Below are 20,214 nucleotides of genomic sequence, written 5' to 3'. Positions count from 1 at the left end.
ATTCTTCAAGAAAACATTCTAAGAAACAAGCTTATTGCTAATTCCGAGGTTTGTCGACTAATCCCGCCACTTATTTGTGAATTCGTACCAATAAAACTGCAACGCTCGCTTACAGGAAAAGCATACACCTACTTAAAATATAGTTGTTAAGTAGTAATTTGCAAGGAGATAAGAGGCGTAGCCGTCACGGCGCGCTATTTGTGCCGCTTTCGCTGCGCCAGATCGACGGTGGGCGCCACCAGCGCTCGGTAGAGCTCGCCGGTTGATCTATCCCACTGGTCGACCGCCCGTTGTTGGCGATCCACAGTGACCATGTCGCCGCGCGCGATCGGGCCGCTGAGCGCGGCGGCGGCGCCGAGCCGGAACACATTGGCCATCGACTCGCTGGCCAGCGGCTGCGCCATCTGGCGCGCCACCTCCTCCGGGATACCGGCCGCCATGTACGCGCGCAGGGCGGCGTCCAGCACCGTGACCAGGTAGTTGCTGGCGAACACGGCGGCGGCGTGATACACGGTCTTGGCCGAGGCGTCGATCGGCACCGGTTGCGCGCCGATCGCCTGCAAGGCCGGCGTCAGCACGGCCAGCGCGGCGGCATCGCCCTCGATGCCGCAGTAGGTGCCTGAAAATTGGGCAGCCACCGCTTCCGGATCGGCGAAGCTGCGGATCGGATGGACGCTGGCGACCAGCGCGCCCGCATCGCGCGCCGCCTGCAACTGGCCGGACGCCAGCGCGCCGCTGCAATGGAACACGATGCTGCCTTGCAGCGGCACCGCTTGCGCCAGCGCGGCGCAGGCGCTGACGATCTGGTCGTCGCCGACGGCCAGCACATGGATGTCGGCCGGCAGCAATTGATCGTAACGCTGCACCGGCGCGCCGCTGCCGATGAAATCCACGGCGGCCTGCGCCGACGCGGCGGAGCGCGTCAGCACCTGCCGCACCTGGAAGCCAGCCTGTGCAGCCAGCAAACGTCCCAGCACGCGGCCGACATGGCCGGCGCCGATCAGGTTGAGGGTCGCCATCAGAAACCGGACCCCGGCTGTTGTAAAAACGCCTGTTCTTCCGGTGTCGACGCGCGGCCAAGGATGGCGTTACGGTGCGGGAAGCGGCCGAAGCGGCGTATCACCTCGCGATGGCGCTGCGCGTAGTCGAGCATGCCGGCGATGGCCTGGCTGGTGGCCGCCGGCGCCGTATCGCGCCCGGCGTCCGCCATGCGGGTGTACAGCGCCACGGCCTGCTCCTGCATCGCCATGTTCTCCGCGTGCTCAAACGGCAGGTAAACAAAAGCGCGCTGCAAGGGCGGCAGCGCCAGGTCCTGCCCGGCCCCGACCATATCAAGTGCCGCCTGCAAGGCTTGCTGGTCGCCGCCAAAGGCCAGCGGCGTGCCACGATGGACGTTGCGGCAGAACTGGTCCAACACCAGGATGCGCGCCAGCGCGGACTGCGGACCTTCCGCATCCCACGCGTGCAGGCCGCCGGCCAGCGCCTGCTCGATCAGCGCGCCGAATCGGCTGGCGATCTCGCGGTCGAAATCGTCGTTCTTCTGGAACCACTCGCGTCGCGCCGCGTCTGCTGCCTGCCCGCCGGCGGGCTGGAACCAGAAATCGAATACTGCCCTGACTTGTTCGTTCATGCTCATGTTCGTGTTCAGTTGCGTGCGTGCGATAGTTGGAAGCTGTGGATGCCGTCGAATTGCGCCAGCTCGGCCGACAGCACCGACATCGGCGCGCCGCTACGCTTGCTCAGCGCGATGGCGACGAAACGCCATTCCTGCATGCCGCCGTCGCTGCCTATCATCAGCGAGCCGCCGGCGATTTCATAGCCGCGTTGCAGCGCCATCTGCCGCAGCGCCGGTTCCTGCGGCAGATAGCCTGCCTTGAAGCGCATGGTGATCGCGATCGCATGCCGCGACGGCAACCAGGCCTCGACCCTGGTCAGCAGGATCATCGCGCCGGCGCACAGCGCCGCCAGCCCCATCGCGCCCAGGTAGAAGCCGACGCCGACCATCACGCCGATCACCGACGAGGCCCAGATCGAGGCCGCCGTCGTCAGGCCGCTGATATTAAAGCCTTCGCGCATGATGACGCCGGCCCCGAGGAAGCCGATGCCGGTGACGATGCCTTGCACGATGCGGGTCGGGTCGGAGGTCAGGATGGTGTGGCCGGCATGGCCGCCGAACCACTCGCCGGGATAGCCGCCGATCACCGTCAGCGCGGCGGACGCCATGCATACCAGCCCGTAAGTGCGCATGCCTGCCGCTCGACCATGATACGAACGCTCGTAACCGACCATCAGGCCGAGCAGCAACGCGCCGACCAGATTCAGCAAGATTACGCCGTTGGTGGCGATTTCATGGGCGGACCAGTAAGCAAACAGGAACTCGATCGGTGGCATGCGTGGTCTCTTTCAGCGGTGGCGCTATGGTGTTTTTTTAACGAGCTGTTTTTCAAACGCGACATCGAGCTTGCTGACGCGCCGGGGCGGCCCCGGCGAAATGCCGTTGACGAAGGCGACGAAATCGTCGAGCTCCAGCGGCGCGCACAGCGGCGGCTGGCCGGGGCCTTCGGTCAGGAAGAAATGGCCGCTGCCGGTGCGCGACATCGAATACTTGGCATTTCCACTACGAACCTTGAGACGGTCGACGGCCGTCGTGGCCCGGGTTGCGCGGCCGCTCATAGCGCCTCCGTGCGGGTTTGCAGCCAGGCCAGCGCGGCGCCGGACAGCAGCGGAGCCAAACGCTGGCGCACCGTGGCGTGATAGTCGTTCAGCCAACGTTTCTCGTCGTCGCGCAGCAGCGAGAGCTCGATGCAGCGGGTGTCGATCGGGCACAGGGTCAGCGTTTCGAAATCGAGGAATTCGCCGAACTCGGTCTGCCCCGCGGGACGGTTCAGCACCAGGTTTTCAATCCGGATGCCCCACTTGCCGGGGCGGTACAAGCCCGGTTCTATCGATGTAATCATGCCTGGCTCCATGGCGGTGTGCGGCTCCGGCATCGCCGATTGCGAAATCGACTGCGGGCCTTCGTGCACGTTGAGGAAGTAGCCGACGCCGTGGCCGGTGCCGTGGCCGAAGTCCATGCCTTCGGCCCACAACGGCGCGCGGGCGATGGCGTCGAGCATCGGCGACTTGGTCCCGCGCGGGAAGCGCGCCGAGGACAGGGCGATCACGCCCTTGAGCACCAGCGTGAAATCACGTTTGTGCTCGTCCGTGATGGCGCCGACGCCGACCACGCGGGTGATGTCGGTGGTGCCGCCCACATACTGGCCGCCGGAGTCGATCAGCAACAGGCCATCGCCTTCGATGACGGAGTGCTGGGCTTCGGTGGCGCGGTAATGCATGATCGCGCCGTTGGAGCGGAAGCCGGCGATGGTGGAGAAACTGGGGCTGACGAAGCCAGGACGGCGCGCGCGCGCGGCCGTGATTTCACGGTCGATGGCCAGTTCGGTCAGCGGCGGACGCTGCGGATCGGCCAGCGTCTGCTCCAGCCAGGTGAAGAATTCGCACAGGGCGGCGCCGTCCTGCTCCATGGTGGCGCGCACGTGCGCCGCATCGGCCTCGCTTTTCTTCGATTTGGCGAAGGTGGTCGGGTTGATCGCCTCGATCACCTCGACCGTGGCCGGTATCCACTGGCGCGTGCCGTAGGTGAGGCGGCGCGGATCAATTAGCAAGGTGCTGTCGGCCGGCAGCCCGGCCAGCGCGGCGGCGGCTGATTGGTAGGGCGCGATATCGACGCCGTCCTCCGCCAGTGTGGCGCGCAGCGTGGGCGAGACCTTGCCGTCGGCGACGAACAGCGTGGCGCGGGTTCGGCCGATCAGCGCGTGCGACAGGAAAATCGGGTTGTAATTGACGTCGGCGCCGCGCAGGTTGAACAGGTAGGCGATATCGTCCAGCGTCGAGATCAGGTGGTTCTGCGCGCCCAGCTGCTGCATCGTTGTGCGCAAATTGACAAGTTTTTCGGCACGGGTTTGCGATGCGAACGGCGGCAGATGCTCGTACACCGGCGCGGCCGGCAGCGCCGGACGGCCGCTCCAGACCTGGTCCAGCAGATCGAGATCGGTGCGCAGCGTGACGTTTTTAGCGCGCAGCGCCGTTTCCAGCAGCCGGGCGATGGACAGGCCGAGCACCGCGCCGTCGACCGCAGCCGTCTGGCCAGGCTTCAGGGTCGCGGCCAGCCAGTCGACATATTGCACGCTGGCGCCGGAGGTCAGCTTCATCAGCTGGATGCCGGTATTGGCCAGTTGCTGGTCGGCCTGGGTCCAGTAACGGGCGTCGGTCCAGATGCCGGCAAATTCCGGCGTGATGATGAAGGTGCCGACCGAGCCGGTGAAACCGGACAGCCATTCGCGGCCCTGCCAGCGGGCCGGCAAATATTCGGACAAATGGGGATCGGCGGACGGCACGATCAGCGCGTCGATTTGCTGTTGATGCATCGCCGCGCGCAACAGCACCAGGCGCTCGACGACATGGGAGGTTTCTGGAATATGCATGGCTGAGGTCAATTTCCGGTGCGCCGCCGATGCGGCATAGCTTGTCGCTATGATACCGCGATTGCTCGGGACATAGGTCTCCGAATTACCCGCGCATCGCATCCACCGCTGGCATTAGCCACGCCATCGCTAGCATCAATCAAGCGGTGGAAACATTTAATCAGAAATTCGACGGTGGCTGGGCATTACCGCTGGCGACGGACATGAGTAATGCAGGCAGCGAAAACATATCCGTCGCTAAATACCCCGGGATCGACATCCTTGTGAATAACATGGAACTTATGCACTGAGCGACTTCTTTTCAGCGTGCGGCCGGCACGTACTTTTGACGCCGATGCCACGATGCAAGGCGATCCAATTATCCATGTCGCGCAGTTTGGTGAAATTAACCAAAGGCACCCAAGTGACGGTCCACTCGGCATTACCCGACCCGACTGAAAAAGAAGGCCTGAAAATTTTTATTTCTTCCGTCAATTCTGAATTGTCTTATACCGAGGCTGAACGCCAGTTTATGAACGGGAATAAACCGTCATCGCTTATTCACCGTCTGGCTAAACCCCATCAAATCGCCAATGTCGTCACCTTCCTGGCCAGCGAATGCGCCGGCGGGCGGAACGCTGCCAACCATCGCCTGACGACCGCCAAAAGCTGGAATCTGGCGCGAACACGCCAAAAACTAGCATGATTTAAGGGCAAAACTTCCCCGATCGGAGATTCATAACCAAGGGAAGTGGTGCTCAGGCCTCGTAGCGGCGCAGGCCTTCGAGGTCGAGTATGCGGATACCGCCATAATCAAGACTTAATAAGCCTTGTTTCTCCAGCAGCTGTAACGCCTGATTGGCGCGCTGGCGCGAAGCGCCGGACAGCAGGCCCAACTCTTCCTGCGATATCTGCACCAGTTTCTCCAATCCCGGATAAAGATGGGAATTGAACATGGAAACCAGACAACGCGCCACACGGGTATCGGGATTTAATAGGCGGTCATTTTCCACCATGCCGATAAACTGCCCCAGCCGCTCATTCAGCTGCATCAATAAAAACCGCGTGAATGGCAGACTGGTATCCAGCAACCAGTGAAAAGTGGACATCGGCATACGGGCGATACGGCTATCGCGCAATGTCATCGCGTCGTATTTTAGTATCTCCCGCTTTAATATCGAACCCTCGCCAAACCAGCCGCCGGGTGGCACGCCGGTAAATGACACGCTTTTACCGGCCGCCGAGAAATTAGTCATCTTGACCATGCCCTCCATAATCCCCAGCCAATGCTCGACCATTTCCCCCTTGCGGCAAACATAACCGCCCTTCGGAACAAATGTTTCAAAGGTTTCGGCCTCGACACGCGCCATTTGTTCAGGCGTCAGGCCCTGGGCCCAGATCGCCGTGCGCAATGCTTCCTTGAGGGTAATATGATGTCGATTAGGCATTATTGCAACGCAATATGGAAAGTTCGGTCAAATGTCGCCGAAAAGACAACCTGAGTGTCGGCGGCAGGCTAATATCATCACATAAAAAGGCTGCCGTATCAGAAGTTTAACAAGTACGAGCAAACAGCAACAGGAGACACTGGTGCATACACAGAACGAGACGTTCCCGCGCTGGCTGCTGACCCACGGTCAGCTCCGCCCGGGGAAACCCGCATTCCGCGAAAAATACCTGGGTATCTGGCAAAGCTGGACCTGGGCCCAGGTCAACGACGAAGTGCGCGCTCTGGCCTGCGGCCTGGCCGCCATCGGCTTCCAGCGCGGCATGAACCTGGCCATCATCGGCGACAACCGCCCCCGCCTGTACTGGTCGATGCTGGCCGCTCAATGCCTGGGCGGCGTGCCGGTGCCGCTGTACCAGGACGCCCCCGCCGCCGACATGGCCTACGTGCTGGAAAACGCCGAAATCCGCTACGCCATCGTCGAAGACCAGGAACAGGTCGACAAGTTGACGGAATTGCAAAGCCTGTACCCGCATGTCGCCCACGTGGCCTACGACGACGAGCGCGGCATGCGCCACTACCGCCAGCAAGGCCTGCTGTCCTTCGCCCGCCTGCAAGAGCTGGGCCGCGACTGGGACAAGGCCAATCCCGGCATGTTCGACGCCGCCGTCCAAGCCGGCAAGGGCAGCGACAACGCCATCATCCTGTACACCTCCGGCACCACCGGCAAGCCCAAAGGCGTGTGCCAGACCCACAGCGCGCTGATCGCGGCCGGCACCGGCGGCGTCGGTTTCGAGAACCTCACCGACGAGGAAGACATCCTGTCCTACCTGCCGATGGCCTGGGTGGGCGACTGCCTGTTCTCCTTCGCCCAGGCGATGACGGCCGGCTTCACCGTCAACTGCCCCGAATCCGGCGACACCGTCATGACCGACATGCGCGAAATCGGCCCTACTTATTACTTCGCCCCGCCGCGCGTGTTCGAGAACATGCTGACCACCGTGATGATACGGATGGAGGACGCCGGCGCCATCAAGCGCCGCATGTTCCATCACTTCATGGCGGTGGCGCGCCGCAGCGGCGCCGCCATCCTGGACGGCAAGCCGGTGCCGCTGTCCGACCGCCTGGCCTACGCGGTGGGCAAGGTGCTGGTCTACGGCCCGCTGAAAAACGTGCTCGGACTGTCGCGCGTGCGGGTCGCCTACACCGCCGGCGCCGCGATCGGCCCGGATCTGTTCCGCTTCTACCGCTCCATCGGCGTCAACCTGAAGCAGTTCTACGGCTCCACCGAAACCTGCGCTTATATATGTCTGCAACCGGACGGCCAGATCAAGTTCGACAGCGTCGGCCTGCCGGCGCCAGGGGTCGAAGTCAAACTGGCCGACAACGGCGAGGTGCTGGTCAGGTCGCCAACATTGATGGACTGTTACTACAAGCGCCCCGACGCCACCAACGAAGCGATCGACGCCGAAGGCTACTTCCACACCGGCGACGCCGGCCTGTTCGACAACGAAGGCCACCTGAAGATCATCGACCGGGCGGCGGACGTCGGCAAGATGAACGGCGGCGCCATCTTCGCGCCCAACTATGTGGAGAACAAACTCAAGTTCTTCCCCTTCATCAAGGAGGCGGTGGTGTTCGGCGACAAACGCGACGAGGTCTGCGCCTTCATCAATATCGACATGGAAGCCGTGGGCAACTGGGCCGAACGCCGCAGCATCGCCTACTCCGGCTACACCGACCTGGCCGCGCACCCGCAGGTGTATGGCCTGGTGCGCGACTGCATCGAGCAGGTCAACGCCGACCTGGCGGCCGAACCGATGATGAGCGACACGCAGATCCACCGCTACCTGGTGCTGCACAAGGAGCTCGATCCCGACGACGATGAGCTGACCCGCACCCGCAAGGTGCGCCGCAAGTTCATCGCCGAGAAGTACGCGGTGCTGATCGATGCGCTCTACAGCGGCAAGCAGTCGCAGTACATCGAAACGCAGGTCAAGTTCGAGGATGGACGCAGCGGGCTGGTGGCGGCGGACCTGAAGATCGAGTCCAGCAAGACCTTCCCTGCCATCAAAGCAGCGGCATGATCGAGGAAGCCACCATGCAAATGAACGAACCAGACACCCACTTCGGTGCGGACGCAGACCCCGGCCGCCGGAAAATCGGCCCGGTGATCCTCGACCTGAAAAATATCTCGCTGTCGTTCGGCGGCGTGAAGGCGCTGACCGACATCTCCTTCGATGTGAAGCAGCACGAGATCCGCGCCATCATCGGCCCGAACGGCGCCGGCAAAAGCTCGATGCTCAACGTGATCAACGGCGTGTACCGCCCGCAGCAGGGGGAGATCATCTACCGCGGCGAACACCGCAAGAACATGGACTGCCACGCGGCCGCCAAATCCGGCATCGCCCGCACCTTCCAGAATATCGCTCTGTTCAAGGGCATGACGGTCCTCGACAACATCATGACCGGCCGTAACCTGAAGATGAAATCCAACTTCCTGATGCAGGCCCTGTACTGGGGCCCGGCGCGGCGCGAGGAAATCGCCCACCGCGTCAAGGCCGAGGAGATCATCGACTTCCTGGAGATCCAGGCGATCCGCAAGACGCCGGTGGGCCGCCTGCCCTACGGCCTGCAAAAGCGCGTGGAGCTGGGCCGGGCGCTGGCGGCAGAACCGGAAATCCTGCTGCTCGATGAACCCATGGCCGGCATGAACGTCGAAGAGAAACAGGACATGTGCCGCTTCATCCTCGACGTCAACGACCAATTCGGCACCACCATCGTGCTGATCGAGCATGACATGGGCGTGGTGATGGACATCTCGGACCGCGTGGTGGTGCTCGACTACGGCAAGAAAATCGGCGACGGCACGCCCGACGACATCCGCTGCAACCAGGACGTGATCAACGCCTACCTCGGAAAGGCCTGCGAATGAACGTGAACTTTTTCTTTGAGGTGCTGATCGGCGGCCTGCTGTCCGGCGTGATGTACGCGCTGGTGGCGATCGGCTTTGTGCTGATCTACAAGGCCTCCGGCGTATTCAACTTCGCCCAGGGCGCGATGGTGTTCTTCGCCGCGCTGACCTGCGTCGGCATCGTCGACAAGTTCGGCGTGTCGCTGTGGGTGGCGATCCCGCTGACCATCGTCGTCATGATCCTGCTCGGCATCGCCATCGAGCGCGTGGTGCTGCGGCCGCTGGTGAACCAGCCGGAGATCACGCTGTTCATGGCCACCATCGGCCTGGCGTTCTTCATCGAAGGCCTGGCGCAGTTGATGTGGGGCTCGCAGGTGCACAAGCTGGAGCTGCCGATCGAGGACGTGCCGTCCGAATACCTGATGAACAAATTTAACATCCTGGTCTCGCAGTTCGACATCATGGCGGCCGCCGTCTGCGGCCTGCTGGTGACGGCGCTGGCACTGCTGTTCTCCAAGACCAAGGTGGGCCGCGCACTGCGCGCGGTGGCGGACGATCACCAGGCCGCGCTGGCCGTCGGCATCCCGCTGCAACGCATCTGGGCGGTGCTGTGGGCGGTGGCCGGGTTGGTCGCGCTGGTGGCCGGCCTGCTGTGGGGCGCCCGCAACGGCGTGCAGTTCGCGCTGACCTTCGTGGCGCTGAAGGCGCTGCCGGTGCTGATCCTCGGCGGCTTCACGTCGATGCCGGGGGCGATCGTCGGCGGCCTGATTATCGGCGCCTCCGAAAAAATGGCCGAGGTGTATATCGGCCCGCTGGTCGGCGGCGGCATCGAAGGCTGGTTCCCGTATGTGCTGGCGTTGTTGTTCCTGCTGGTGCGCCCGGAAGGCCTGTTCGGCGAAAAAATCATCCGCAGAATCTGAGAGAGTAAAGGTAAAAACGATGCTCTACCGCGAAGCAGGACAATTTAAAACCAGCTATCAGGCCGACAGCCAGATCTTCCCGATCCTGCAGGACCGCATCGCGCTGTTCGCGTTGCTGGCCGTGGCGATCGTGGTGGTGCCGCTGTTCGCATCGCCGTACACCTTGTCGGCGATCCTGATCCCCTTCCTGATTTTCTCGCTGGCCGCGCTGGGACTGAACATCCTGACCGGCTACGCGGGCCAGCTGTCGCTGGGCACGGCGGCCTTCATGGCGGTCGGCGCCTTCGCCTCGTACAACTTCCTGGCGCGGCTGCCCGGCCTGCCGGTGCTGCTGGCCTTCGTGCTGGGCGGCTTGAGCGCGGCGATGGTCGGCATCGCCTTCGGCCTGCCGTCGCTGCGGATACGCGGCTTCTACCTGGCCGCCTCCACGCTGGCCACGCAGTTCTTCGTGGTGTGGTGCCTGACCAAGATTCCCTACCTGACCAATTACAGCAGCTCCGGCGTGATCACCGCGCAGAAGATCGCCATCCTCGGCTACCAGTTCGACACCCCGGGCCGCAAGTACCTGCTGGTGCTGGGCGTGGTGGCCGTGATGGCTCTGCTGGCCAAGAACATGATCCGCTCCAACGTCGGCCGCTCATGGATGGCGGTGCGCGACATGGACGTGGCGGCCGAGGTGATCGGCTTCCGGCTGATGCGCACCAAGCTGCTGGCCTTCGCGGTCAGCTCCTTCTACTGCGGCGTGGCCGGCGCGCTGTACGCCTATGCCTACCTCGGTACGGTGGAGCCAGAAGCCTACAACCTCGACCTGTCGTTCCGCATCCTGTTCATGGTGATCATCGGCGGCGTCGGTTCGGTGCTCGGCTCCTTCCTCGGCGCGGCGTTCATCGTGCTGCTGCCGGTGTTCCTGAATATTTTCGCCCACAGCCTGGCGCTGCCGACCAGCGTGGCGTCCAACCTGGAGCTGATGGTGTTCGGCGCCCTGATTATATTTTTCCTGATCGTGGAACCGCACGGTCTGGCGCGTTTATGGCAAATCGGTAAAGAGAAACTGCGTCTGTGGCCGTTCCCGCACTGAGCGCATACAAAACAATAACCTGGAGGAGAAGACAATGAAACGCATCGCATCCCTGGTAGTTGGACTCACACTGGCGGCATCCGTTACGGCGTGGGCGCAGGACCAATACGTCGCCCTGCCCTCGTATCGCGTAGGCCCTTATGCGGCGGGCGGTTCCGGCTTTTACGGCGGCATCATCGACTACTTCAACCTGGTCAACCTGGCGGGCGGCGTCAACGGCGTGAAGATCTCGTGGGAAGAGTGCGAGACCGAATACAACCCTTCGCGCGGCGTCGAATGCTACGAGCGCCTGAAGACCAAGAACGGCGGCGCCACGCTGGTCGAGCCATTGTCCACCGGCGTCGCCTACGGCGTACTCGATCGCCTGCCGACCGATAAAATCCCGATGACGATGATCGGCTACGGCCGCTCGGACGCCGCCAACGGCAAGGTCTTCCCCTATGTGTTCCCGCTGATTACCAGCTACTGGAACCAGGCCGCCGCGATGATCAAATACCTCGGCGACAAAAACGGCGGCATGGACAAACTGAAGGGCAAGAAGATCGCCTACCTGTACCACGACTCGGCATTCGGCAAGGAGCCCTTGCCGGTGCTGGAGGCCTTGTCCAAGCAGTACGGCTTCGACCTGATCAAGGTTCCCGTCACGCCGCCGGGCACCGAGCAGCAATCGCAATGGCTGCAAATCCGCCAGGCCAATCCGGACCACGTGATCCTGTGGGGCTGGGGTTCGATGAACGCGGTCGCCATCAAGACCGCGCAGCGCAACGGCATCCCGCGCGAGAAGCTGCTGGGCGTGTGGTGGGCCGGCTCCGAAGAGGACACCGTGCCGGCCGGCGACGCCGCCAAGGGCTACAGCGCGATGACCTTCAACACGCCGGGCAACTACCCGGTGATGGACGAGATCCACAAAAAACTCTACGACGCGGGCAAGGGCAACCTGGCCGACCGCAGCCGCATCGGCTCCGTGTACCACATGCGCGGCGTCAGCGCGGCCATCCTGTGGGTGGAAGCGATGCGTACCGCGCAGGACAAATTCGGCAAGGGCAAACCGGTCACCGGCGAACAGATGCGCTGGGGCCTGGAACACCTGAACGTCGACGAAGCGCGCCAGAAAGCCATCGGCGCCTTCGGCATGCTGCCGGTGGTGAAGACCAGCTGCGACGACCATGAAGGCTCGGGCGCGGTCAAGGTCCAGCAATGGGACGGCAAGAAGTGGAACGCCATCACGCCCAACTGGATCGTCGGCGACAAGGCCCTGACCCGCAAGCTGCTGGAAGAAAGCTCCGCAGCCTACGCGGCCGAGAAAAAAATCACCCCGGCCTGCGCAAAATGATGACAGCCACCAGCACAGGCACCAGCAACCCCGCCGCTCCGGCGGCCGCGCCCTACCTGTCCGTGAACAACGTGGAAGTGATCTACGACCATGTGATCCTTGTGCTCAAGGGGGTGTCCCTGCAAGTCCCGCAGGGGAAGATCGTGGCCCTGCTGGGCGCCAACGGCGCCGGCAAGTCCACCACGCTGAAAACCATCTCCACGTTGCTGCGCGGCGAACGGGGCGACGTCACCAAGGGCGAAGTCCAGTTCAAGGGCGAGCGCATCGACCAGCTCACGCCCAATGAACTGGTGCGGCGCGGCCTGTCGCAGGTGATGGAAGGCCGCCACTGCTTCGGCCACCTGACCATCGAAGAGAACCTGCTCACCGGCGCCTACACCCGCAGCGCATCGCGGGCGGAGCTGAAGGAGTCGCTGGAGAAGGTCTACCACTACTTCCCGCGATTGCGCGAGCGTCGCAGCAGCCAGGCCGGCTACACCTCCGGCGGCGAGCAGCAGATGTGCGCCATCGGCCGCGCGCTGATGGCCAAGCCGTCGATGATCCTGCTGGACGAGCCGTCGATGGGCATCGCGCCGCAGATCGTCGACGAGATCTTCGGCATCGTCAAGGATTTGAACAGCAAGGAGAACGTGTCCTTCCTGCTGGCCGAGCAGAACACCAGCATCGCGCTGCGCTACGCGGACTTCGGTTACATCCTGGAAAACGGCCGCGTGGTGATGGAAGGCGCGGCCTCCGAGCTGGCCAGCAATGAAGACGTCAAGGAGTTCTACCTCGGCGTTTCCGCCGCCGGCCGCAAGAGCTTCCGCGACATGAAATTTTACCGCCGCCGCAAACGCTGGCTGGCCTGAGCAACAAAGGACCACACCGCATGAATATCAAGCAGGCCAAGGCCCTGTGCCGCACCTTTCCCGGCGCGACCGAGGATACCAAGTGGGGCGCGGATCTCGTGTTCTCCGTCGGGACGAAGATGTTCGCCGTCACCGAGCTGGATGACAAGGCCAAGGGTATCAGCTTCAAGGTGGAGGATGACCGCTTCCTGGAACTGACCGACCGCCCCGGCATCATTCCCGCGCCCTACCTGGCGCGGGCGAAGTGGGTATATGTCGAGGATTTGAAAACCCTCAGCGACGCCGAAGCCAAAGAACTGCTGACGCGCTCTTATGAACTGGTGTTCGGCAAACTGACCAAGAAGCTGCAACGCGAGATACAAGGATAAACAATCATGGCCGATACCTACGACAGTCTCGAAACGCGCTCGCCCGAACAACGCGAACGCGAACTGATGTCACGCCTGCCGCAGCTGGTGGCGCGCGCCAAGGCAGCCGCCGGCTGGTCGCGCATCCTGCACGACGTCAACGCCGCCGACATCAACAGCCGCGCCGCGCTGGCGACGCTGCCGGTGACGCGCAAGTCCGAGCTGCACGCCTTGCAGAAGCAGCAGGCGCCGTTCGGCGGCCTCAATACCACGCCGGTCGGCCAGCTGTCGCGCGTGTTCATGTCGCCCGGTCCGATCTTCGATCCCGAAGGACGCGGCCAGGACTGGTGGCGTTTCGCCCGGCCGATGTACGCGGCCGGCGTGCGCCCCGGCGGCCTGCTGCAGAACTGCTTCTCCTACCACTTCACGCCGGCGGCTTTCATGGTCGAAGGCGGCGCCGCGCGCATAGGCTGCGCCGTGATACCGGCCGGCGCCGGCCAGACCGAGATGCAGGTGCAGGCCATCGGCCACTTGCGGCCCGATACCTACATCGGCACGCCGTCGTTCCTGAAGATCATCATCGAAAAAGCGCAGGAGCTGGGCGCGGACGTCAGCAGCATCCAGCAGGCCTTGATGTCCGCCGAGGCGCTGCCGGAATCGCTGCGCAGCTGGTTCATCGAGCGCGGCGTGCCGCACGTGCTGCAATGCTACGCATCGGCCGATATCGGCAGCATCGCCTACGAAACCCAGAGCGGCGGCGTACGCGATCCGGGCATGGTGCTGGACGAAGACCTGATACTGGAGATCGTCCGCCCCGGCAGCGGCGATCCCGTGCCCGACGGCGAAATCGGCGAAGTGGTCGTCACCCTCTTCAATCCGGACTACCCGCTGATCCGCTTCGCCACCGGCGACCTGTCGGCGATCCTGACCGACGTGCCGCCCTCGCCCTGCGGCCGCACCAACACCCGCATCAAGGGCTGGATGGGCCGCGCCGACCAGACCACCAAGGTGCGGGCGATGTTCGTGCATCCGTCGCAGGTGCACGACGTCACCCGCCGCCATCCGGAAATCGTCAAGGCGCGGCTGGTGGTGTCCGGCCACATGGCGCAGGACGTGATGACGCTGCACTGCGAAGTGGCCGATCCGTCCAGCGCCTCCAGCGCCGTCGCCATCACCGAATCGATACGCGACCTGACCAAATTGCGGGGTGAAGTGCGGTTTGCCACCATCGGCAGCCTGCCCAACGACGGCAAGGTGATCGACGACGTGCGCGATTACACCTAGGCTGCGCCTGGTTGTGGTGGAAAACCAACGGCATGCGGCGAGGCGGGATATGGCGGATAATAGCGAACTTACCACCTGTTTTTAGAAGCCGACGAAGATCATGCAAGACTTCCACCACACCCGCGCCCGCGCCCTGCTGGAGAACGCGGAAGAACTGTTCACCAAAGCAGACGTCGACCGGGCCGTCACCGCGATGGCCGACAACCTCAACGCCCGTTTCGACCGACCGGACAGCGAATCCTTCCCGCTGGTGCTGGGCGTGATGGGCGGCGCCGTGGTCTTCACGGGCAACCTGCTGCCGCAACTGACCTTCCCGCTCGAATTCGACTACATCCACGTCAGCCGCTACGGCGACGACGACAAGGGCGGACAAGTGGTCTGGAAAGTGGTGCCGCGTTCGAACGTGGCCGGCCGCGTGGTCATCGTGCTGGACGACATCCTGGACGAAGGCGAAACGCTGGCCCACGTCAAACAGCGCCTGCTGGACATGGGCGCGGCCGAAGTGGTGCTGGCCGTCTTCGCCGACAAGGCGATCGGCAAGGCCAAGCCGTGCAAGGCCGACATCGTCGGCATCACCATCCCCAACCGCTTCGTGGTGGGCTTCGGCATGGACGCCTACGGCTACTGGCGCAACCTGCCAGGCCTGTGGGCGATCCAGACCGAGAACTAAACCTTACGACCGCAGGCGGCGAAGGCATGTTCAATGCGATGCTTTCGTGGCTGTTCCTGCTGGCGATAGGCCAGGCCTTCCTGATGACGGCGACGCTGCTCAGCGTCCGCCAGCCGGAGATGCGCACCGCCAACCGGCTGCTGTCGGCGCTGCTGCTGGTGTTCGCGGCCATCATCGGCCACAACTGGCTGGGGCTCAACCACCTGTATCAGCAGTATCCGCACAGCGCGCTGGCCATCGTCACCCTGGGGTTGGTGGTCGGGCCGCTCCAATATCTCTACCTGCACGCGATGCTGTCGGACCAGCCTCTGGGCCGGCGCGCGCTGCTGCACTTCCTGCCCTTCGCCGTTGCCACGCTGGCGATGACGCCGTTCTACCTGCGCTCGGCCGAAGAGAAGCTGGCGTGGATGCATCAATGGCATGGCTGGCCGTGGTACCTGACCGTGGCGGGGCTGGCCAAGCTGGCCATCCTGCTGACCTACATCCGCGCCACCTACCGGCTGGTGGGCCGGGTGCCGGCCGACTCCGACCTGGTGCGCGATCTGCGGCGGCTAATGGGGATGTGGCTGGTCAGCGCGGCGCTGAGCATCGTCGCGCTGGCGATGGCGGTGCTGGACGTGGAGCAGCCGCTGTCCACCGACGCGATGGACGGCATTTCGCTGATGCTGTTCGTGTTCGCGACCGCCGTCACGGCGATGCGGCTGCCGCTGGGTTATCGTCCGCGCGCGCTGCCGCCGCCCCCGCCGCCCAAGCAGCGCTACGCCAGCAAGCAGTTATCCACAGCCGACCGCGACGCCTTCCTCGCGCGGCTGAACGCCTGCATGGAACAGGACCAGCCCTACCGCAACGGCGAATTGAAACTGGAAGACCTGGCCGCGCAGGTGGCGATGACGCCGCACGAACTGTCCCAGCTGATCAACGAGAACTGCGGCGCCAATTTCGCCGATTTCCTCAACCGCCACCGTGTGGAAGCCCTGAAACAAGCCTTGCACGACCCGGCGCAAGCCAGCGCCAGCATCCTCGACTTGGCGATACTGGCAGGATTTAACAGCAAAAGCGCGATGAACCGCGTATTTAAGAAGCACACCGGCATGACGCCGGGCGAATTCCGCGACCAGGCCAAAACACCCGCGTAGCAGGTGCCAAATCATCATTTGAGACGCAAAACGCAGCGTGCGACGGCACACTGGGCTCCTCACAACACGGAGCTTCACATGAAAACCACCCGCATTCTGATCGGCCTTTCCGTCCTCCTCTGCGCCCAGGCCTGGGCCGGCCAGCAAACCTGGATCACCAACGTCACGCTGGTGTCGCCGGAAAAACTGGATCGCATCGAGACCGGCAGCGTGCTGATCGAAGACGAGCGCATCGTTCGCGTCGAACGCGGCGCGGGCAAGAAAGCGCCGGCCGGCGCCCGCCGCATCGACGGCAAAGGCCAGTTCCTCACGCCCGGGCTGATCGACTCGCACGTCCACCTGTACTCCGTCCCCGGCATGAGCTTCGAGCAGGCCGACCAGAAGAAAACCATGGCCGCCGAATACTTCGCGCAGATGCCGCGCTCCTTCCTCTACTACGGCTACACCACGGTGATCGACCTGGCCGCCGGCAGCCGCGAATTCATCGACCGCGTGAAGGCCACGCCACTGCATCCGGACGTCTACGACTGCGGCGCGCCGCTGGTGTTCGCCAACGGCTACCCCTCGTCCTACGCGCCACCGGAGAGCCGCTTCGAGATGTTCTCCAACTTTATCTACGACCCGGCGCAGGCCGACAAGATCCCCGCCCGCTTCAAGCCGGAAGACTACACCGCCGCCAAGGGCGTGGCGCGGGTCAAGGCCGACCATGCCATCTGCGTCAAAACCCACTTCGAACACGGCTTCGGCACCATGCACAACCTGCCGGTGATGAGCCCCGCCGTGTACGCGGAAGTACGGAGCGCCGCCAGCAAGGACGGCCTGGTGCTGGTCACCCACGGCAATTCGTTCGAGGCGCAGACTTTTGCCGTCAACGGCGGCGTCGACGTGCTGGCGCACGGCATGTGGCACTGGGGCGCGATGGACAAGGAACAGGAACTGCCGGCTGAGATCAAGCAGCTGCTGGACAAGATCGCCGAGCGCAAGATCGGCTACCAGGCGACGATGCAGGTGCTGTATGGACTGAACGCCTACTTCGATCCGGCCTACCTGAACAACCCGGCGCTGGCCAAGCTGCTGCCGCCGGCCATGCTGGCCTGGCTCAAGACGCCCGAGGGCCAATGGTTCAAGCAGGAGCTGGCGGAAGATGAAACCGATGCGGCGGTGTTAAAGGGAATGGAAGCGCCGCTGCGCCGCCAGCAGCAGGTGGTGGCCTACCTGGCCAGCAAGGACGCCAACTTCGTGTTCGGCACCGATACGCCGTCGTCGCCAACCTACGGCAACATCCCCGGCCTGAACGGCTACCTGGAGATGCAGGACCTGCACAAGGCGGGGCTGTCGCTGGCGCAGCTGTTCAAGGCGGCCACCATCAACAACGCCCGCACCTTCAGGATCGACGCGCAAGTGGGCACCATCGAAGCGGGCAAGCTGGCTAACCTGGTGCTGATGAAGACGTCGCCGCTGGCCGACATCCGCGCCTACGACAGCATCGACACGGTCTGGGTACGCGGCAAGCAGGCTGCGCGCGGCAGCCTGGCGGTCAAATAAATCCGGGGTTTTTACAGGGCCAGACGGGCGCGCGCAGCGTCGTATTCCTGCTTCAGGCGCGCCACCATCTCGGCGGTGGTCGGCACGTCGTCCATCAGCCCCACGCCCTGGCCTGCGCCCCAGATGTCGCGCCAGGCCTTGGCGCTGCTGGAGCCGAAATTCATCGAGCTCTTGTCGGCCTGCGGCAGCGCTTCCGGATCCAGGCCGGCGGCGACGATGGATTTTTTCAGGTAGTTGCCATGCACGCCGGTGAACAGGTTCGAATACACGATGTCCGCCGCGGTCGATTCCACGATGGCGTTGCGGTAGTCATCGCTGACGTTCGATTCCTGCGTCGCCAGCCAGCGCGAGCCGATGTACGCGAAGTCCGCGCCCATCGCCTGTGCCGCCAGGATCGCGTCGCCGGTAGCGATGGAGCCGGACAGCGCGATCGGGCCCTTGAAGAATTTGCGGATTTCGCCCACCAGCGCAAACGGCGACAAGGTGCCGGCATGGCCGCCGGCGCCGCTGGCCACCAGGATCAGGCCATCGACGCCCGCTTCCAGCGCCTTCTCGGCGTGGCGAATCGAGACCACGTCATGCAGGACGATGCCGCCGTAGCTGTGGATCGCGTCCAGCATCTCTTTCGGCGGCGCGCGCAGCGAGGAGATGATGATCGGGATCTGGTGCTTGACGCAGACTTCCACGTCATGCGCCAGGCGGTCGTTCGACTGGTGCACGATCTGGTTGACGGCGATCGGGCCGACGCGCTTGCCGGGATTGGCGGCCTGGAATTCGGCCAGCTCTTTCTGCAAATCGGTCAGCCACACGTCCAGCAGTTCCGCCGGACGGGCGTTCAGCGCCGGGAAGGAGCCGACGATGCCGGCCTTGCACTGCGCCGCGACCAGGGCCGGGCCGCTGGCGATGAACATCGGGGATGCGATAACTGGGAGGGAAAGGTTTTGCAACGCTGCTGGCAGGGCCATGGCGAACTCGCTGTCGGTGAGTTAAGGAAAATCGATTATAGATCGAAAATAGTACGACCGTGCCTAAACTAGGAGGCTCCCTCTATATTTCCTGGCGACTACTCGCTTAGCTACTCATTCAGTAAGTACTCACCCTCGACGCGAGCCGCAGCGGCGCGCACCAGCTGGCCGACCGCCCAGGCGCCGACCTGCTCCGGTGTCTGCTTCAGGAAGTTGGTATTGGCCTTTTCAAACACCGGCATCGCCATCAGCAGCTGCGGCACGTCCGCCAGCGGAATGCGCTGGCGCTCCAGCAGCAGGAACTTCAGCAGCACCTTCAGCGCGTTCTGCGCGTTGCGCACCGGATCGGCCTCCAGGTAGTCCAGCCGCGAACGCGCCCGCGCCAGCGCGCCGGCCACGTCGTCGAACGGCTTGCCGTGGCCGGGGATCACCAGCCGCACGTCTAGCCCGGCGATCACGTCCAGCGTGGCGCGTTCCTCGGCGAAGCCGGACTGGCCGTCCAGCTCCGGGAAGATGATGCCGAAGCCGTTTTCCCACAGCGCGTCCGCCGAAATCAGCAGCCGCTGCTGCGGGCAGTAGAAGATCAGCGAATGCGGATCGTGGCCGGGCGCGCCCAACGCCTGCCATTCCATGTCCGCCAGCTTCAGCACGTCGCCGGGGGCGATGGTGGCGTCGAAGGTGAACCGTTCGCAGCGCTGGCCGGTGGCCTTGAAGCTGAGCGCCTCCACGTCCCAGCGCCGCACTTTGTCCGCCTCTGCCACCGGGATCGAGGTGCGGCTGCCGAAATGCGCCTGCAAGACGGCGTTGCCGCCGCAATGGTCGGAGTGCAGATGGGTGTTGACGATCTGGTCGAGATGACGGCCATGCAGCGCATGGCGCACCAGTTCCAGCGTTTGCGGTGCGTGGCTCAGGTAACCGGTGTCGATGATGGCCGTGTCATGGCGGCCCAGCAGCATGACGTTGTTGGACGACAGCCAACCCCGCTCAAACACCTGGACGGTATCGGGCAGCGCGTTCATTCGTCGTCGAAGTTGATTAATTGCTCACGCCGGCGGATTTCCGCCCACACGCCGCGCTTGTAGTCGTCGTCCGCCTTGGACCAGGCGACGATCTCCGGAATGGTGCGCATGCAACCCATGCAATACAGGCGATCTTCGTCCATTTTACACAGGCTGACGCAGGGCGACGGCACCGGTGTGGCCAATTCCGGCGCGCCGGGGGGAATTAAGTTAGCTGGTTCACTCATGCCGCCATTATGCCGCGA

General features: G+C 63.7%; 21 protein-coding genes. 12 read left to right on the top strand and 9 right to left on the bottom strand.

All coding sequences use genetic code 11. The features are described 5' to 3' along the window. Window positions 1-194 precede the first annotated feature (194 nt). Genes RUGAMON1_RS15955 through RUGAMON1_RS15935 form a run of 5 tightly spaced genes read right to left on the bottom strand, consistent with a single transcriptional unit; the run spans window position 195 to window position 4,484 of the window. Window positions 195-1,019, bottom strand: a complete 825-nt coding sequence (locus RUGAMON1_RS15955) for a Rossmann-like and DUF2520 domain-containing protein (RefSeq protein WP_445231415.1) — start codon at window positions 1,017-1,019, stop codon at window positions 195-197. After that, window positions 1,019-1,636: a DUF924 family protein gene (locus RUGAMON1_RS15950; protein WP_445231414.1), complete on the bottom strand. Its 618-nt coding sequence runs from the start codon at window positions 1,634-1,636 to the stop codon at window positions 1,019-1,021. The genes RUGAMON1_RS15955 and RUGAMON1_RS15950 overlap by 1 nt, the downstream gene beginning before the upstream one ends. A gap of 8 nt (window positions 1,637-1,644) precedes the next feature. After that, window positions 1,645-2,391, bottom strand: coding sequence for an MgtC/SapB family protein (locus tag RUGAMON1_RS15945; RefSeq protein WP_445231413.1), 747 nt, complete (start codon window positions 2,389-2,391; stop codon window positions 1,645-1,647). Between the two features lie 24 nt (window positions 2,392-2,415). Next, a complete protein-coding gene (locus tag RUGAMON1_RS15940) occupies window positions 2,416-2,673 on the bottom strand; it encodes a hypothetical protein (RefSeq protein ID WP_116991218.1) in 258 nt (85 codons plus the stop codon). Beyond that, on the bottom strand, window positions 2,670-4,484 hold the full coding sequence (locus RUGAMON1_RS15935) for an aminopeptidase P family protein (RefSeq protein ID WP_445231412.1): 1,815 nt from the start codon (window positions 4,482-4,484) through the stop codon (window positions 2,670-2,672). Before RUGAMON1_RS15935 ends, RUGAMON1_RS15940 begins: the two co-directional genes overlap by 4 nt. Before the next feature lie 364 nt (window positions 4,485-4,848). Here RUGAMON1_RS15935 and RUGAMON1_RS15930 point away from each other — a divergent pair, with 364 nt between their 5' ends. After that, window positions 4,849-5,169 (top strand): Rossmann-fold NAD(P)-binding domain-containing protein, encoded by a 321-nt coding sequence (locus RUGAMON1_RS15930; RefSeq protein ID WP_445231411.1) that lies wholly within the window; start codon window positions 4,849-4,851, stop codon window positions 5,167-5,169. A 52-nt stretch (window positions 5,170-5,221) separates the two neighbouring features. Here RUGAMON1_RS15930 and RUGAMON1_RS15925 read toward each other — a convergent pair whose 3' ends face one another. Then, the gene (locus RUGAMON1_RS15925) at window positions 5,222-5,911 is read right to left on the bottom strand and encodes a Crp/Fnr family transcriptional regulator (protein ID WP_445231410.1); all 690 of its coding nucleotides are present in this window, start codon (window positions 5,909-5,911) and stop codon (window positions 5,222-5,224) included. Between the two features lie 139 nt (window positions 5,912-6,050). Between RUGAMON1_RS15925 and RUGAMON1_RS15920 the strand changes: the two genes are divergently transcribed. From RUGAMON1_RS15920 to RUGAMON1_RS15870, 11 genes are all read left to right on the top strand, one after another. After that, window positions 6,051-7,997, top strand: a complete 1,947-nt coding sequence (locus tag RUGAMON1_RS15920; protein WP_445231443.1) for an AMP-binding protein — start codon at window positions 6,051-6,053, stop codon at window positions 7,995-7,997. Between the two features lie 14 nt (window positions 7,998-8,011). After that, on the top strand, window positions 8,012-8,845 hold the full coding sequence (locus RUGAMON1_RS15915) for an ABC transporter ATP-binding protein (RefSeq protein WP_116991432.1): 834 nt from the start codon (window positions 8,012-8,014) through the stop codon (window positions 8,843-8,845). 2 nt (window positions 8,846-8,847) lie between these two features. Then, complete coding sequence (locus RUGAMON1_RS15910; protein ID WP_332852769.1) at window positions 8,848-9,744, top strand: branched-chain amino acid ABC transporter permease; 897 nt, start codon at window positions 8,848-8,850, stop codon at window positions 9,742-9,744. A gap of 19 nt (window positions 9,745-9,763) precedes the next feature. Continuing rightward, complete coding sequence (locus RUGAMON1_RS15905) at window positions 9,764-10,822, top strand: branched-chain amino acid ABC transporter permease (RefSeq protein ID WP_445231409.1); 1,059 nt, start codon at window positions 9,764-9,766, stop codon at window positions 10,820-10,822. A gap of 34 nt (window positions 10,823-10,856) precedes the next feature. Next, window positions 10,857-12,155 carry an ABC transporter substrate-binding protein gene (locus tag RUGAMON1_RS15900; protein ID WP_445231408.1) on the top strand — a complete coding sequence of 433 codons (1,299 nt, stop codon included), beginning with the start codon at window positions 10,857-10,859 and terminating at the stop codon, window positions 12,153-12,155. Then, window positions 12,152-13,003 carry an ABC transporter ATP-binding protein gene (locus tag RUGAMON1_RS15895; RefSeq protein ID WP_445231407.1) on the top strand — a complete coding sequence of 284 codons (852 nt, stop codon included), beginning with the start codon at window positions 12,152-12,154 and terminating at the stop codon, window positions 13,001-13,003. The genes RUGAMON1_RS15900 and RUGAMON1_RS15895 overlap by 4 nt, the downstream gene beginning before the upstream one ends. A 20-nt stretch (window positions 13,004-13,023) precedes the next feature. After that, window positions 13,024-13,371, top strand: a complete 348-nt coding sequence (locus RUGAMON1_RS15890) for an MmcQ/YjbR family DNA-binding protein (RefSeq protein WP_445231406.1) — start codon at window positions 13,024-13,026, stop codon at window positions 13,369-13,371. Window positions 13,372-13,377: 6 nt separating this feature from the next. After that, window positions 13,378-14,634 (top strand): phenylacetate--CoA ligase family protein, encoded by a 1,257-nt coding sequence (locus tag RUGAMON1_RS15885; protein ID WP_445231405.1) that lies wholly within the window; start codon window positions 13,378-13,380, stop codon window positions 14,632-14,634. A gap of 100 nt (window positions 14,635-14,734) precedes the next feature. Then, a complete protein-coding gene (locus RUGAMON1_RS15880; protein ID WP_445231404.1) occupies window positions 14,735-15,304 on the top strand; it encodes a hypoxanthine-guanine phosphoribosyltransferase in 570 nt (189 codons plus the stop codon). Window positions 15,305-15,330: 26 nt separating this feature from the next. Further along, the gene (locus RUGAMON1_RS15875) at window positions 15,331-16,440 is read left to right on the top strand and encodes an AraC family transcriptional regulator (protein WP_445231403.1); all 1,110 of its coding nucleotides are present in this window, start codon (window positions 15,331-15,333) and stop codon (window positions 16,438-16,440) included. A gap of 78 nt (window positions 16,441-16,518) precedes the next feature. Further along, window positions 16,519-17,985, top strand: coding sequence for an amidohydrolase family protein (locus RUGAMON1_RS15870; RefSeq protein WP_445231402.1), 1,467 nt, complete (start codon window positions 16,519-16,521; stop codon window positions 17,983-17,985). 11 nt (window positions 17,986-17,996) lie between these two features. Here the strand turns inward: RUGAMON1_RS15870 and RUGAMON1_RS15865 are convergent, their stop codons facing one another. From RUGAMON1_RS15865 to RUGAMON1_RS15855, 3 genes are all read right to left on the bottom strand, one after another. Continuing rightward, window positions 17,997-18,950, bottom strand: coding sequence for an NAD(P)H-dependent flavin oxidoreductase (locus tag RUGAMON1_RS15865; RefSeq protein WP_445231401.1), 954 nt, complete (start codon window positions 18,948-18,950; stop codon window positions 17,997-17,999). 110 nt (window positions 18,951-19,060) lie between these two features. Beyond that, window positions 19,061-19,969, bottom strand: coding sequence for an MBL fold metallo-hydrolase (locus tag RUGAMON1_RS15860; protein ID WP_445231400.1), 909 nt, complete (start codon window positions 19,967-19,969; stop codon window positions 19,061-19,063). Beyond that, a complete protein-coding gene (locus RUGAMON1_RS15855; RefSeq protein WP_445231399.1) occupies window positions 19,966-20,196 on the bottom strand; it encodes a DUF1289 domain-containing protein in 231 nt (76 codons plus the stop codon). The genes RUGAMON1_RS15860 and RUGAMON1_RS15855 overlap by 4 nt, the downstream gene beginning before the upstream one ends. Window positions 20,197-20,214: the final 18 nt, after the last annotated feature.

It is taken from the genome of Duganella rhizosphaerae (assembly GCF_040364205.1).
In the GTDB taxonomy this organism is placed as follows: Bacteria; Pseudomonadota; Gammaproteobacteria; order Burkholderiales; family Burkholderiaceae_D; genus Rugamonas; species Rugamonas rhizosphaerae.
The sequence above is the reverse complement of the archived record's forward strand: the minus strand, read 5'-3'. Positions and strand labels throughout refer to the sequence as shown.